The sequence below is a fragment of the Parvibium lacunae genome (genome assembly GCF_003335215.1).
Lineage (GTDB): Bacteria > Pseudomonadota > Gammaproteobacteria > Burkholderiales > Burkholderiaceae_D > Parvibium > Parvibium lacunae.
The window spans coordinates 21,468-34,670 of sequence record NZ_QPGB01000004.1; the positions used below are offsets into that span (position 1 = coordinate 21,468).

General features: G+C 54.4%; 16 protein-coding genes. 6 read left to right on the top strand and 10 right to left on the bottom strand.

Features of this window, described 5'->3' with window-relative positions; translation table 11 throughout:
* Positions 1–68: 68 nt before the first annotated feature.
* Positions 69–455, top strand: a complete 387-nt coding sequence (locus DU000_RS09235; protein ID WP_114403122.1) for an MAPEG family protein — start codon at positions 69–71, stop codon at positions 453–455.
* Between the two features lie 201 nt (positions 456–656).
* On the opposite strand, the gene DU000_RS09240 is transcribed toward DU000_RS09235, so the two are convergent.
* The 5 genes from DU000_RS09240 to DU000_RS09260 are packed head-to-tail and all read right to left on the bottom strand — an operon-like array spanning position 657 to position 4,958.
* Entirely contained in the window at positions 657–914 is a 258-nt protein-coding gene (locus DU000_RS09240) for a YfhL family 4Fe-4S dicluster ferredoxin (RefSeq protein ID WP_114403123.1), read from the bottom strand.
* A 31-nt stretch (positions 915–945) separates the two neighbouring features.
* Positions 946–1,434 carry a pantetheine-phosphate adenylyltransferase gene (gene coaD / locus DU000_RS09245; protein WP_114403124.1) on the bottom strand — a complete coding sequence of 163 codons (489 nt, stop codon included), beginning with the start codon at positions 1,432–1,434 and terminating at the stop codon, positions 946–948.
* Positions 1,435–1,470: 36 nt separating this feature from the next.
* On the bottom strand, positions 1,471–2,067 hold the full coding sequence (rsmD, locus tag DU000_RS09250; protein WP_114403125.1) for a 16S rRNA (guanine(966)-N(2))-methyltransferase RsmD: 597 nt from the start codon (positions 2,065–2,067) through the stop codon (positions 1,471–1,473).
* On the bottom strand, positions 2,064–3,419 hold the full coding sequence (locus tag DU000_RS09255; protein ID WP_114403126.1) for a M16 family metallopeptidase: 1,356 nt from the start codon (positions 3,417–3,419) through the stop codon (positions 2,064–2,066). The genes rsmD and DU000_RS09255 overlap by 4 nt, the downstream gene beginning before the upstream one ends.
* A 30-nt stretch (positions 3,420–3,449) precedes the next feature.
* Positions 3,450–4,958 carry a M16 family metallopeptidase gene (locus DU000_RS09260; RefSeq protein ID WP_240001865.1) on the bottom strand — a complete coding sequence of 503 codons (1,509 nt, stop codon included), beginning with the start codon at positions 4,956–4,958 and terminating at the stop codon, positions 3,450–3,452.
* Positions 4,959–5,021: 63 nt separating this feature from the next.
* On the opposite strand from DU000_RS09260, the gene ftsY reads away from it, so the two are divergent.
* On the top strand, positions 5,022–6,050 hold the full coding sequence (gene ftsY / locus DU000_RS09265) for a signal recognition particle-docking protein FtsY (RefSeq protein ID WP_114403128.1): 1,029 nt from the start codon (positions 5,022–5,024) through the stop codon (positions 6,048–6,050).
* 7 nt (positions 6,051–6,057) lie between these two features.
* Here ftsY and yfcF read toward each other — a convergent pair whose 3' ends face one another.
* Together yfcF and DU000_RS09275 are read right to left on the bottom strand one after the other, a co-directional pair.
* Positions 6,058–6,684 (bottom strand): glutathione transferase, encoded by a 627-nt coding sequence (yfcF, locus tag DU000_RS09270; RefSeq protein ID WP_114403129.1) that lies wholly within the window; start codon positions 6,682–6,684, stop codon positions 6,058–6,060.
* 48 nt (positions 6,685–6,732) lie between these two features.
* On the bottom strand, positions 6,733–7,092 hold the full coding sequence (locus tag DU000_RS09275; protein ID WP_114403130.1) for a DUF2917 domain-containing protein: 360 nt from the start codon (positions 7,090–7,092) through the stop codon (positions 6,733–6,735).
* Between the two features lie 152 nt (positions 7,093–7,244).
* Here DU000_RS09275 and DU000_RS09280 point away from each other — a divergent pair, with 152 nt between their 5' ends.
* The 3 genes from DU000_RS09280 to ftsX are packed head-to-tail and all read left to right on the top strand — an operon-like array spanning position 7,245 to position 9,804.
* Entirely contained in the window at positions 7,245–8,141 is an 897-nt protein-coding gene (locus DU000_RS09280; protein ID WP_114403131.1) for a LysR substrate-binding domain-containing protein, read from the top strand.
* A gap of 23 nt (positions 8,142–8,164) precedes the next feature.
* A complete protein-coding gene (locus DU000_RS09285; protein ID WP_114403132.1) occupies positions 8,165–8,875 on the top strand; it encodes a cell division ATP-binding protein FtsE in 711 nt (236 codons plus the stop codon).
* Entirely contained in the window at positions 8,872–9,804 is a 933-nt protein-coding gene (ftsX, locus tag DU000_RS09290; protein WP_205074052.1) for a permease-like cell division protein FtsX, read from the top strand. Before DU000_RS09285 ends, ftsX begins: the two co-directional genes overlap by 4 nt.
* Here the strand turns inward: ftsX and fmt are convergent, their stop codons facing one another.
* Genes fmt through def form a run of 3 tightly spaced genes read right to left on the bottom strand, consistent with a single transcriptional unit; the run spans position 9,805 to position 11,810 of the window.
* On the bottom strand, positions 9,805–10,734 hold the full coding sequence (gene fmt, locus DU000_RS09295) for a methionyl-tRNA formyltransferase (RefSeq protein WP_114403133.1): 930 nt from the start codon (positions 10,732–10,734) through the stop codon (positions 9,805–9,807).
* Between the two features lie 6 nt (positions 10,735–10,740).
* On the bottom strand, positions 10,741–11,277 hold the full coding sequence (locus tag DU000_RS09300) for a hypothetical protein (RefSeq protein ID WP_114403134.1): 537 nt from the start codon (positions 11,275–11,277) through the stop codon (positions 10,741–10,743).
* Between the two features lie 29 nt (positions 11,278–11,306).
* On the bottom strand, positions 11,307–11,810 hold the full coding sequence (gene def, locus DU000_RS09305; RefSeq protein ID WP_114403310.1) for a peptide deformylase: 504 nt from the start codon (positions 11,808–11,810) through the stop codon (positions 11,307–11,309).
* Between the two features lie 259 nt (positions 11,811–12,069).
* Between def and DU000_RS09310 the strand changes: the two genes are divergently transcribed.
* Positions 12,070–13,182, top strand: coding sequence for a LysM peptidoglycan-binding domain-containing protein (locus DU000_RS09310; protein ID WP_240001866.1), 1,113 nt, complete (start codon positions 12,070–12,072; stop codon positions 13,180–13,182).
* Positions 13,183–13,203: the final 21 nt, after the last annotated feature.

The following is a 13,203-nucleotide window of genomic DNA, read 5'->3' on the forward strand; positions in this document are numbered from 1 at the left end:
TTTGCCACTACGCGGTACGATAGTGATAAGTGCATAGGATCGCACGGATACGGAACAGGGGGTTCGCCATGAAAATTGGCTCAATCTATGCCGCTATATTGGCCCTGCTGTTCATCTATCTCAGTGTGCGCACAATTCGCACTCGACGTAGCCTGCGGATCAGTCTGGGCCATGCGGAAAATGCCGTTATGTTAAGAGCGATTCGTGCCCACGCTAACTTTTCTGAATATGTCCCTTTTGCCCTGATTTTGCTCTTCCTCGCCGAGAATGGTGGGGCCAACGCATGGTTTATACACATACTGGGCATGATGCTTGTGATCGCAAGGGCCCTGCATGCTTATGGAGTTAGCCGTGAACCTGAAACGTTTACGTTTAGAGTCAGTGGCATGGCTCTCACTTTCAGTGTCTTAGGCTTCAGCACTGCTTATTTGCTCATCTCTGCAACAGTAAATTGAGCAGACGATCTGGCATGCGGCTGGACATATTTAGATAATAGCTAGAAACTCGGTGTTTACGTCAAGTCTGGCTTACTGGGTCGTAGCGGCAATGGCAGCTTGGCGCCGTTACGGGGCCGGATAAAGAGTAACTCGCTTCGATTGATTGTGAATATGTCAGTAGTTGCCTAACATCGCTTCATGCAGAATAGGCAGCAAACGTTATGCTTTTGCCGCGGCCGTCAGCGCCTTATATTTTTCTTCTAACTGCTCGCGCGTTTCTGGCCACAGTGGATCGAGCGGAATGCAAGAGACCGGGCACACCACTTGGCATTGCGGCTCGTCGTAATGGCCTACGCATTCGGTGCATTTATTCGGGTTGATCTCGTAAATCTCTGGTCCCATGTAAATCGCGTTGTTGGGGCACACGGGCTCGCACACATCGCAATTGATACATTCATCGGTAATTTTAAGCGCCATACGTTCAGCTCACTATCGATCGGTGCGGCGCTTAAGCGGTTGTCTCGGCCAGTTTTTTATGGAGCCATTCTTCGACAGAGGGAAAGACGAATTTGCTGACATCCCCCCCCAAGCGGGCGATTTCGCGCACGATAGTGCCAGAGATAAACTGGTATTGATCAGAAGGGGTTAAGAACAGCGTTTCAACGTCGGGCATCATGTAACGATTCATCCCCGCCATTTGGAATTCAAATTCGAAGTCAGACACTGCGCGCAAACCCCGCACAATAATTTTGGCCCCTTGGGCGCGAACAAAATCTTTTAATAACCCGGAAAAGCTGAGAACGTCGACATTGTTGTAATGTCCCAGCACTTCCTGAGCAATGTGGCAACGCTCAGTCAAGGTAAAAAATGGGCGTTTATTTTGGCTGTCTGCCACGCCCACCACGACTTTGTCGAACAGTTTGGAGGCGCGGCGAACAAGGTCTTCATGCCCCCGGGTGAGTGGATCAAAGGTGCCAGGATAGACCGCAATCGTCATACAGTGCTTTCTGTCGGCTCGCTGCTGCAAAAACTATCAGCGAGATAACTCAGGTTGAAATTGCAGCAAATGATAATGCACTTGGCCCGCTTTGTCAGAGCGCAGTGTCTGAAAGGGCTCTAAGGCGGGCGGCGGAAGCAAGTTAGGTAAAGGGGCCTCGCACTCAACATAGACCCAACCGCCCGGCATCAAGGCAGCGGCCAAGTGTGGCCAGACTCGTGCTAACCAACCTTGTTCGTAAGGCGGGTCGAGCAAAATCAGGTTATAGCTGGCATGTGCTTGGGCCAACGTTTGCAGCGCGTCTTGCGGCCTAAGCTGCACGTGGGCAGCATTCAGCTTTTGTAAAGTCTGCTGTAACTGCTTGATTGCTTGTGGCTGGGTTTCATTCAACACCACTTGCCCCGCGCCCCGCGAAGCAAACTCCAGCCCCAAGGCCCCTGTCCCCGCGAAAAGGTCGAGCACCACCAGGCTCGGCCAGTTTTGTTGGCACTGGTGTGCCATCCAATTAGCCAATGTCTCCCGCACCCGGTCTGGGGTGGGTCGCAGCCCTGGCAAGGAGGGTATAGGCAGCAAACGCCGCTTCCATTGCCCGCCAATAATCCTAATCTGCTGGGGGGGAGCAGGGCGTGTCACTGCGCCCCCACGATCACGGTAACCAACTGTTCTAGCCTGACTTTGCGCTGAAACGCCGCACGAACATCAGCCAACGACACACGCTCGATCTGGCGCGGCCAATCGTCCAAATAATTTAGCGGCAGCCCATAAAAGCCAATTACAGCCAGCTGTTCCAGCAATTTACGATTGCTATCAATGCGCAGCGGGAAGCCATTGATTAGGTTGGCTTTTGCTGCGCGTAATTCGGCTTGGGTGGGGCCTTCACGCAGAAAAGTCTCAAGGGTGTCACGGGTCACTTGCAACGCCAGTTGTGCCTGTTCTTTTTTCGTTTGCAGGCCAATTTGAAATGGTCCGGGTATGGCTTGTGGACTGAATGCGCTATACACGCTGTATGCCAGCCCGCGCTTATCACGCACTTCCGCCATGAGGCGCGAGGCAAAGCCGCCCCCACCGAGGATGTAGTTGCCGACCTGAAGGGCGAAAAAATCCGGATCGCCACGCACCAAACTGGGCAAGCCAAGGGCGAGGTGGGCTTGGCTGGCGGGGTGGGGCAGGGTTTCTATGCCTGGCTGCGGGGTGGGGGCAACTGCCGGTGTGCTGGTCTGTGCAGCGGGTAGGGCTTGGGGTAAGTCTGCCGTTAACTGCTCGGCAATTTGCTCTGCCTCGGCCCGGCTGATCTGTCCAATCAAGGTCACGACCGCCCGCTGCGCAGTGTAGTGCTGCTGATGAAAACGTTGAATATCTTCAATACTGACGTTAGCTACCGTCGTCACCGTGGGGCGACGGCCATAAGGATGGTCTGGATACAGTCGTGCAGCAAACCGCCGTTCCAAGATACTTTCGGGTTTGGTATCAGCATCACGCAGGGTCGCCATCAAGTTGGTTTTTTCGCGTGCCAATAACTCGGCGGGAAAGATGGGGCGCTGCACGATGCTGGCCAGTAACGCAATGGCCTGCTGGCGTTCGGTCGGGCGTGACAGGGTGCGTAATTGAATACTGACACGTTCCATGCCGGGGCTGGCGCTCAATTGAGCGCCGATATCCGCAAAGGCATCGGCCAGTTGCGCTTCGGTTAAAGGCTGTAGCGTGGCGGTATTGGCTGCACGATGTTGCACACCCTTATCAAGCATTTCTAGCGTTAAGCCTGCCACCCCAACCTTATCGGCGGGGGCATAACGACCCCCTGCATCAAAATCAAGATTGATATCGAGCATGGGAATCGTCGGGGCAGCAACAAACAGCACTTTACTGCCGGCACGTGTCTGCCAAGTCTCAATAGGCAATTTGGCATGGGCAGCCGCGCTAAACAGCCCACCAAGGCTGCTGGTGCAAGCGATTAAACAGAGCGATAAAAAACGGGGGAAGTTCATGGTGTCTACCGGTAGTGGATGCAACAAAGATCAATGGCGAAAGTTAGGCCGGCTTTTTGCCCGTGTCTTACTCGGATTCGCGGGGTCAATCGGCTCAGGCACCAGCTCACCAATGGTGAGGTGCGCATCAATAAAGTAGTTACGCGCAACCGCTTGTACTTGTGCCGGGGTCACGGCACGAATCTTCTCTAACAGTCGATCACTGGCCGTGTGGGGAATGCCGGTCATTTCAAGTTGCATGATTTCCATCGCTTGGCCCATGTTTGAGTCTTGCTTATACACCCGTGCTGCAATCAATTGGGCTTTCACTCGCTGCAGCTCTTCTTCGCGGATGCCTTGTTGCGCAATTTGGGTAATCTGGGCGCGCAAGGCTTGTTCGAGGTCGGCCACTGTTTTGCCCGGTGCAGGGGAGCCATCCAGGTAAAACAACGCAGGACCGCGTGCAGTACTGTCATAACTGGCGCCAGCATTCAAGGCAATCTTGTCGTTACGAACCAAATTAGCGGTTAGACGGGCGCCCTCATAACCATCCAAAATGGCACTCAACACGCTTAATGCGTAAACATCGTTATCTTGCTCGATATCGCGTAACACGGGCACTTTCCAGGCCATGAGTAAGTAAGGCGTTTCAGCCGGGCCATGCACTTGCACTCGCCGTAAACCAAGCTGCGCCGGTTCTTGCTGAGGTTTACGAGGAGGGAGCGCCTTGCGTGGCCAGCGCCCATAAGTCTGCTGGGCAAGCGCCAATACCTCTGCCGCCCGCACATCGCCCACCACTATCACGGTGGCATTGTTCGGCGCATACCAATCTTGATACCAGCGGCGCGCATCCGCCACGGTCATTGCTTCCAGATCACTCATCCAACCGACAATAGGGGCGTGGTAAGGCGATGCGGTGAAGGCGGTTGCCATCAGGGTTTCAAAAAGCTGGCTCTTGGGTTTGTCGTCGGTGCGCCAGCGACGCTCTTCCATCACCACTTTGATTTCTTGTGCAAATTCTTTTTCGCTTAATACCAGGTTGTGCATGCGATCTGCTTCGAGTGCCATCACTTGCGGTAAATAGCGTTTATGCACCTGTTGGAAATAGGCGGTGAAATCGGTTGAGGTGAAGGCATTTTCACGGCCCCCCATGGCGGCGACGCGTTTAGAAAACTCGCCAGGTTTTATCGTTCGGGTGCCCTTAAACATCATGTGTTCTAGCACATGCGCGACGCCTGTGGTGCCATTCGTTTCATCGATTGAGCCAGCTTTGTACCAAACCATATGGACCACCGTGGGCGCTCGGGGGTCTTCTTTGACGATCAGGTTTAAGCCGTTGGGCAGGGTCGCGACATGGGTACCAGCAACCGTTTTCGTTAAGGTAGTGGCGTGAGCAGGGGTGCTGAAGCAGCCCAGCGAAAACAAGCTGAATAGGCTTAAACCTAACCACGTTAGCAGGCTTTTTGACCTAGTATTGCGCCGCCGATTAACGCGGGCTTGGTTTACTGTCAGCGGCTGCGGGGCCATGGCTTGTGAGGGCCAAGCAACGAATCTCGACATGCTTTGTCCTTAATTGCAATTAGAATGCGAAATATAAGATAACACCATTGAGAATATCTAAGTATGTTTAGTTTCTTCAAACGTAAAAATGTAAATAAAGATGTCAATGTGCAGGGGGAGGTAACCGCCGAACCAGCGCCAGTAGCTGCGCCCGCACGGGGCATGAATGCTGCTAGCAGTGGTACTTGGTTTAGCCGTTTGCGTACCGGCCTGAGTAAAACGCGCAATCAACTTGCTGGGTTATTCAGTGGCGCCCAGATTGATGATGTGCTTTATGAAGAACTCGAATCTGCGCTCTTGCTCAGTGATGCTGGCGTAGAAGCGACACAACGCCTGCTCAAGCAACTCCAGCAGCGGGTAAGGGAGCAAAACCTGACCGATGGCCCACAAGTCAAAGCGGCCTTGCGAGAATTACTGATTGAGCTCTTACAGCCGTTGGCGAAAGGGCTAGAAATTGACCAACCCGGCCCCCGCGTATGGATGCTGTGCGGCGTGAATGGCGCGGGCAAGACCACCACCATCGGTAAATTAACCCATCACTTGCATGCGGCGGAGAAAAAAGTCTTGTTAGCTGCTGGTGATACGTTTCGCGCTGCGGCACGCGAGCAACTGGTCGCCTGGGGGGAACGCAATCAGGTGGCGGTGATCGCGCAAGAACAGGGAGACCCCGCCGCGGTCGCTTTCGACGCGGTTCAGGCCGGCAAAGCGCGAGGGATGGATGTGGTGCTAATTGACACTGCTGGTCGCTTACCGACCCAACTACATTTGATGGAAGAAATCAAAAAAATTCAACGGGTGCTAGAAAAAGCCAGCACACAAACCGGCTTGAGTCAGCCTGCCCCGCATGAAGTGCTGCTGGTGATTGATGGTAATACTGGCCAGAATGCGCTCCAGCAAGTCAAAGCCTTTGATGAAGCGCTTGGACTCACCGGCCTGATTGTGACCAAACTCGACGGCAGCGCCAAAGGCGGGGTTCTCGCTGCCATCGCCTGCCAACGCCCGGTGCCGGTGTACTACATTGGCGTGGGCGAAAGCTTGGAAGACTTGCAGCCATTTGATCCGGCGGCGTTTGTGGATGCGTTGCTAGATTAAACGCAAGTTAATTTTTGACCGCTGCGTCAATCAACCGCAGCCAAGCCTGCACATGGGGATGTTGCCACTGTTGCTGTGCATAGTGCGCTAGGGCCTCAGGCAGCGGATCACCATTGCAGCATAAACGCTGCAGCATCACCGCCAGCTCGACATCGACCAATGACCAGTTAGCGAACACGTGCGGCTGGTTCGCACCAAGCAGTTGCTGGCAAACCGTAATCAACTTATCTGCTGCGGCTTGCGCATTGGCCGAGAGCGGCTGCGCCACGGTTTCTTGGTAGAACACCACACGCGTGCTGCGTTCTTGCCGCAATACCTGCAAATCAGTGCGGATCCACGCCATGATCTGTCGGGCGCGTGCTCTTTCATGCACCGTTGACGGGTACAAGGCGGGTTGAGGATAACGCTCTTCCAGATACTCGATAATCGCTGTTGATTCTGTGAGCGCAAAGTCGCCGTCGACCAGCATGGGCACCCGCGCCGTCAGCGATTGTGTCGCATACGGAGTTTGATGCTGCTCGCCAGCTTCAAGGTCAATGGTTTTCAGCGTGAAGTCGCGCTGTTTTTCTCGTAGCGCGATAAACACGGTCATGGCCCAAGGGCTCGAATAATCACTATCGACGTATAGTTTCATGTGTCTCTCCCGGTTGCGGCGAGTTGGTGACAATACCCTGATGCAGCGTTAGCGTGGCCAAGCGCTCGTGGAAAACGATGCAGCCAAGCGCGGTAAGGTATGCACCCGATACTGTACCGCTTGTAACCGCCGCCAAATGCGTTGCACCCAAGAAGCAGGCGGGCAGATCCGCAAACGCGCCGCCACGCCCAATCCTGGCAGCGCTTCAATCACGATGTGTCCTGCGCTTTTTACTTCATAAACAGACTGGCCAAATGCCATGTGTTTAGCGATGAAAATATCATCGGTCCGTCCGCTTTCGGTCAGCCAGACTTGACCCATCTCACACTCGATGCGCCAGCCACGAATATTTTCTAAACTGAGGCAGTGCCCGACCGCTAACTCTTCAACCCAAAAAAACTCTTTCATGCTAGGCTCCTTAAACAGCCTGGGTTTGCTCACACCAGCTGTTGAAATTGCAATTGACTGCGCTGAAAACCTGAATTTATTGAGATATTCGGCAATTTTTGTTGGCGACACAAACGATATCTTTTATTGCTATAAATTAGAATTTCTATCTTATGAGTCTGCGTTTACCTCCTCTCAATGCGGTTCGCGCATTCGATGCCGCCGCGCGTCACAGCTCATTTTTGCTGGCGGCGCAGGAGCTCCACGTTACGGCGGGCGCGGTGAGCCAACAAGTGAAAGCTCTGGAAGCCTATCTGGGCCTACGCTTATTTGAGCGACGCGCACGGCAAGTGCTCTTGACGGCTGAGGGCCGAGAATTTCACCAGGCCATCAGCAAACCATTACGCTCTATTGCGCAGGCGGCGGCACGATTACGGCCAGAACAGCAGCGGGTGCGGATTAGCACCGTACCAACCTTTGCAACCCGTTGGCTGACACCCCGCATGGCCGATTTCACCCGTCAATATCCGCATATCGAAGTCAATGTGAATGCCGATTCGGCATTAGTCGATTTCGAACGCGATAACTGTGATATCGCCCTGCGCTATGCCGCGCAACCAACACCGGGCCTAAATAGCATGCCGTTTTATACCGAGCGGGTGGTGCCACTCTGTAGCCCCCATTATTTGCGCCAGCTTGGCTGTGAAAGCCATGCGTTTGCATGGGAAAAGGCGGTGCTGATTCATGACGTCACCAATTGGTCTTGGAATGATTGGCTACGCACCTATCACCTGTTAGAGCGAAATCAATCACAAAGTGGGCTGTACTTCAGCCATGCCATGCTCGCGATTGCAGCGGCGATTAGCCATCAGGGCGTCACCCTGACTTCCGCCGATTATGTCCAGACGGAATTGCAAAATGGCAGTTTGCTCATGCTAGATTACAGCCCCTGGGAAACGGGCTATCGGTTTTACATTACTTGGCCCAAACGGCCCCTCAGCCCAGCTGCCCAAACCTGCCTGCAATGGCTGCAACAATTGGCCGAGGGGCGGGGCAGTGAGTCGATATAGCCGCCCCTTACTGAGATATACGCATGATTGAGTTTAAGCACGTCAGCAAAACCTTTACCGATAATCGACGCCATACCCAAACCGCCCTCCATGACGTAAGTTTCCAGATCGACAAAGGGGAATTGGTTTTTTTGACTGGGCATTCTGGCGCCGGTAAATCGACCCTACTGAGCCTGATTGCCGGGCTGGAACAACCCACTCAGGGAAGCTTACTGATCCAAGGCACCGATATCAGCCGCCTACCGCGTCAAGCGCTGCCTTATTTGCGCCGCCATGTCGGGGTGGTCTTTCAAGAACAAAAATTGCTGGCCGATCGCTCTCTGCTCGAAAATGTCCGCCTCCCGCTGCTGGTAACCGGTCACAGCCTGACCGAAGCCAACACCCGCGCCCGCGCCGCCTTAGATAAAGTGGGGTTATTGGCACGCGAGCAGCTCAAGCCCGCCGCCTTATCGGGGGGCGATCAGCAGCGCGTGGCAATTGCCCGCGCCTTGGTCAATCGGCCTGCGATTTTGCTGGCAGACGAACCGACAGCGAATCTGGACCGCGATACCGCTATCCATGTGATTGAAGTGCTGCGCGATTTCGTTCGGGTAGGCGTTACCGCTATCATCGCCACGCACGACGAATTTTTATTGTCGCGTTTTCCAACCCGTATTCTCACCCTGGCACAAGGTCGTTTAGCTACAGACCGCCCCGGCCCTGTCGCCAGTGCCCCCTTACGAGGTCATGCATGAGTCGCCCCCCCGCTACGTTGAGTGTCTGGCTGCGTCAACATCGCAGTGCATTGGTTGATACCTGGCAACGCCTGTTGCGCCAGCCCACCGGCTTTATCCTAAATGTCCTGGTGCTGGCGAGTGCTTTTGTGCTGCCAGTAGCAGGCTTTACAGTCATTGAGAATTTACGGCCTTTAACGCACAAGATCACGACAGAACCAGAAATCAGCCTGTTTATGCGCAACGATGCCAGCCGCGCACAAGTCCAACAGACTGAAAGCCAATTGCGCAGCCTGAGCGAGTTGACCCAAGTCACCTATGTGCCGCGCGAAAAGGCCCTGGCGCAACTCAAAGCCCAGAGTGATATGGCGGATGTGCTGAATGCCCTGCCGAGCAACCCACTGCCGGATGCCTTTATCGTGCAGCCGCGCCAACATGCCGCCGGCGAGAATAGCGCACGCCTTGAAGAGCTGGCACAAACACTGCGTGGCTGGCCGGGCGTCGAACATGTCCAACTCGACTCCGCGTGGGTCAAGCGCATGGATGCGCTGCTGCATTTGGCACGTTTGGCGCTGGTTGGGCTTGCCAGTATTTTGGCGTTAGCAGCGATTGCCGTGGTGTTTAACACCATTCGGTTACAGGTGCTGTTGGCCCGCGATGAGATTGAGGTCATGCGGCTTATTGGCGCCACTGATAGCTTTATCCGCCGGCCCTTTTTCTACTTGGGAACCGCCCAAGGTATCTTGGCAGGAGCCAGCGCCTGGGGGCTAACGGCAGCCGCACTCGGGCCACTCAACCAAGCATTAGCAACCTTAGTGCAACTCTATGCGGCTGAATTTCAATTTGCGCCGCTCGGCGGTGTAGCAACACTGGCACTGCTGGCTTGCTGCGGTGGGTTGGGTTGGATCGGGGCGGGCTTGTCGGTAGGGAAGTACTTATCTACCCGCTAGTCAGACAAAACGCTCACCCGCTTGCAACGGAACACTTTGCAGGAAGATGTTGGCCGGTTGGCGCTTACCGCCGGGCTTTTGCAGTTCCTGTAACAGCAACGCTCCTTGGCCTGCCGCAACGACGATGCCTTCAGGCAGTACACTCAGTATGGTCCCGGGTTCGGCCGTTGCATCAGCATCAAAGAGGGTGGCCTGCCAAACTTTATAGAGCGTGTCGCCATACTGAACTTGGGCTCCAGGAAAGGGGTTGTATGCACGAATGCGATTAATGAGTTGGGTCGCGCTCTCTTGCCAATGCAGCCGGGCTTCGGCTTTTTCAATTTTATGTGCGTAGGTGATGCCGACCGTTGGCTGCGGCTCTGCCGGCAGTTTTTCGGCACGGAGTTTGTAGAGGGCCTGCACCATCATTTCCGCGCCCAATGCCGCCAACTTGTCGTGCAGGGTGCCTGTGGTTTCTTTGGGGTGAATAGCGAGTGCGCGTTTCATCAGAATCGGGCCGGTATCCAAGCCCACATCCATTTGCATGATGGTGATGCCGGTCTCAGGGTCGCCCGCTTCCAAGGCCCGGTGAATCGGTGCTGCGCCCCGCCAGCGGGGCAATAGGCTGGCGTGAATATTCAAACAACCGAGGCGTGGAATCGTCAATACCGCAGCGGGTAGCAGCAGGCCATAGGCTGCCACCACCATGACATCTGCGCCGATCTCTTGTAGCTGCGCGTGCATCGCCGGGTCTTTCAAGCTGGTGGGCTGCTGAACCGCTAAGCCCTGTGCTAAAGCGTATTGCTTGACCGGGCTGGCTTGTAAGTGGAGGCCACGACCAGCCGGACGGTCTGGTTGCGTGAGCACCAGTGGAATCGAAAAGCCGGCTTGGTGAATGGCTTGCAGCGCGACTTGTGCAAAAACGGGCGTGCCCGCAAAAATAATATTCATGAGAGATTAGCAGGCCGCACAAAAAAGCTCGTCAAAAATGTCATTGCCTTCTTCGATTCGTTTTACCTGCCCTTGTTGATCAAGATACACATAGAGAGAACGCACCCACGTATCGCGAAAACGATAGACCCAGACTGGCCCAGTCCAACTCGCATACTGCGTAATCATGGCGGGTTTGCCGAGCATTTGTGCCAACTGGCGCTGATCGAAACCCGTCGAGATTGCTTGCTGTAAACGGGCAAAGACGGCGGGCTGCAGCACTTGTTCGATCTTGACCACGCGCTGATCGCGGTCAAGGTCTATCATCCATGTCTCCAAACCAAAGGGGCCGTAGGCATACTCCCAACGCTCAACCGCACCCGTCGAACTCGGCAGGACGTGCCGCTGGGTCGGCTGACCAAATTGACTGCGTACGGCCTCAGCGCCACTACCCGGAACAATCGGCGCGCTCACACAAGCGGTCAATAACAGCGTTGCCATGGCCACAAAGACCGCACCACGAACAGGGCCAGCGAGGCGCTGCGCGGTTGACCGGACCATCATGCTGACAGTAGAAAGGGGAGGGAATCGCATTAGGCGGGTTCGGTTTGTTTTAGTAATTTACTGCGAATACGATTTTGTTTAAGCCGCGAAAGGTACTGCACAAACACCTTGCCATTCAAGTGGTCTAGCTCATGTTGTAAGCAAACCGCAAGTAAACCCTCTGCCTGTAGCGTGAAGGCATGCCCTTGGGCATCGAGCGCGCTGACGGTAATCCGATCCGGGCGCTCGACTTCGTCGTAAACCCCTGGCACAGAGAGGCAGCCTTCTTCGTAGACTTTACAGGTCACACTCTGGCCAACTATTTCAGGGTTGATAAAGACTTGTAGCTGATTTTTCTCTTCCGACACATCAATCACAACTATCCGTTCGTGAATGTCCACTTGAGTTGCAGCCAGCCCAATGCCAGGGGCGGCATACATGGTCTCTGCCATGTCTGCTACTATTTTTTGCACACGGGCATCAACCGCTTTAACGGGTTTAGCCACTTGGTGCAAACGTGGATCGGGATAACGCAAAATTGGAAGTAACGCCATAACAACACCTGCCATAAAAGAGTCGGCTAAATGGCCGAGAAAATCCCTCTCTCACCGTAAAAAGCTTGCGGGATCAAATGCTTAGATGCAGAATCGTAAGCAAACTATAAGCAAATCAGGGCTGCAGCAATCCGGAAAGGCTAGTTTATAGCCGTTTACGCATGGGTTACTAGAATGACATTGCCAATTCGGCACTTGACGAATTAAGGCGCTTGCCACACTGGTTGCGGTTCACCACACGACAGATTTGGACTTTGCCATGATGAAAAAGTTTAGCACAGCGATCGCCTTTAGCCTGATAACCGGTATCGGTTCTGCTTGGGCACAACCCACTCCACCGCTAGAATTGGCAGACAACGTGCCAGATCGTCATATCGTGGTCAAAGGCGATACGTTATGGGATATCGCCGGTAAGTTTCTTAAAAGCCCATGGCGTTGGCCTGAAATCTGGCAACTCAATAAAGAGCAAATTCGCGATCCGCACTGGATCTACCCTGGTGATATCGTCTACTTAGACAAAACGGCAGATGGCCAACCACGACTCCGGCTCGGACGACCTATTGGCGGCGGTGCCAATGCAGGAGGGTCTGGCAGCGCCAGCACAAACCCTGAAGTCGTTGGCACGACCACCAAGTTACAACCTCAAGTCCGGGTTGCAAAACCAGACCGCGAAGCCATTGGGTCTATTTCACCAGCCTTGATTGAGCCTTACCTGAGCAAGCCCCTCATCGTCGGCCAAAATGAACTGACTCGCGCCGCCCGCATCGTCGCTACCCAGGAAGGACGGGTGGTGCTCGCAACCAGCGATGTCGGCTATGTGCGCGGGCTGGAGGATGAAACGACCACGGAATTTCAGGTTTTCCGCCCCGCTACCCCACTCAAAGACCCCGTGAGCAAAAAAGTGATCGCCTATGAAGCGCAATACTTGGGTACGGCCAAACTGGTTCGCAAAGGTGATCCGGCGACAGTCATGATTACCTCGTTTACCCAGGAAATCGGAATTGGTGATCGCTTACTACCTGCTGAGTCGCCCAAGCTGATTAATTACGTCCCAAGGCCAGCCGCAAAAGATCTCGAAGCGCGTGTCGTCTCTATTTATGGTTCTGTGGGCCAAGGGGCCCAAACCTCTATCATTACGCTTAATGCCGGCAGTAGCCAGGGCTTGGAAGTTGGCCAGGTCGTCGCCGTTTGGCAATATGGCCGGGCGATTAATGACCGCACCGAACCCAACAAGAAAAAGCGTACGGTGGTTTTACCCGATGAGCGCAACGGTGAAGCCTTTGTCTTTCGGGTTTTTGATAATATTTCCTACGCCTTGGTCATGAAGGCTGCGGCTCCGATTGATGTTAACGATCGGGTGACTGCCCCCTAAGCCCATTGCGCTATTCATCAA

Bases quoted from the DNA above. Each gene is read 5' to 3' on its own strand.
- DU000_RS09255 (WP_114403126.1), bottom strand. From the start codon at position 3,419: ATGAACTTCCCCCGTTTTTTATCGCTCTGTTTAATCGCTTGCACCAGC.
- yfcF (WP_114403129.1), bottom strand. From the start codon at position 6,684: ATGAAACTATACGTCGATAGTGATTATTCGAGCCCTTGGGCCATGACC.
- ftsX (WP_205074052.1), top strand. From the start codon at position 8,872: ATGAGTCGCCCCCCCGCTACGTTGAGTGTCTGGCTGCGTCAACATCGC.
- DU000_RS09240 (WP_114403123.1), bottom strand. From the start codon at position 914: ATGGCGCTTAAAATTACCGATGAATGTATCAATTGCGATGTGTGCGAG.
- DU000_RS09260 (WP_240001865.1), bottom strand. From the start codon at position 4,958: ATGTCGAGATTCGTTGCTTGGCCCTCACAAGCCATGGCCCCGCAGCCG.
- DU000_RS09285 (WP_114403132.1), top strand. From the start codon at position 8,165: ATGATTGAGTTTAAGCACGTCAGCAAAACCTTTACCGATAATCGACGC.
- DU000_RS09300 (WP_114403134.1), bottom strand. From the start codon at position 11,277: ATGATGGTCCGGTCAACCGCGCAGCGCCTCGCTGGCCCTGTTCGTGGT.
- coaD (WP_114403124.1), bottom strand. From the start codon at position 1,434: ATGACGATTGCGGTCTATCCTGGCACCTTTGATCCACTCACCCGGGGG.
- DU000_RS09310 (WP_240001866.1), top strand. From the start codon at position 12,070: ATGATGAAAAAGTTTAGCACAGCGATCGCCTTTAGCCTGATAACCGGT.
- DU000_RS09280 (WP_114403131.1), top strand. From the start codon at position 7,245: ATGAGTCTGCGTTTACCTCCTCTCAATGCGGTTCGCGCATTCGATGCC.
- fmt (WP_114403133.1), bottom strand. From the start codon at position 10,734: ATGAATATTATTTTTGCGGGCACGCCCGTTTTTGCACAAGTCGCGCTG.
- DU000_RS09235 (WP_114403122.1), top strand. From the start codon at position 69: ATGAAAATTGGCTCAATCTATGCCGCTATATTGGCCCTGCTGTTCATC.
- def (WP_114403310.1), bottom strand. From the start codon at position 11,810: ATGGCGTTACTTCCAATTTTGCGTTATCCCGATCCACGTTTGCACCAA.
- ftsY (WP_114403128.1), top strand. From the start codon at position 5,022: ATGTTTAGTTTCTTCAAACGTAAAAATGTAAATAAAGATGTCAATGTG.
- DU000_RS09275 (WP_114403130.1), bottom strand. From the start codon at position 7,092: ATGAAAGAGTTTTTTTGGGTTGAAGAGTTAGCGGTCGGGCACTGCCTC.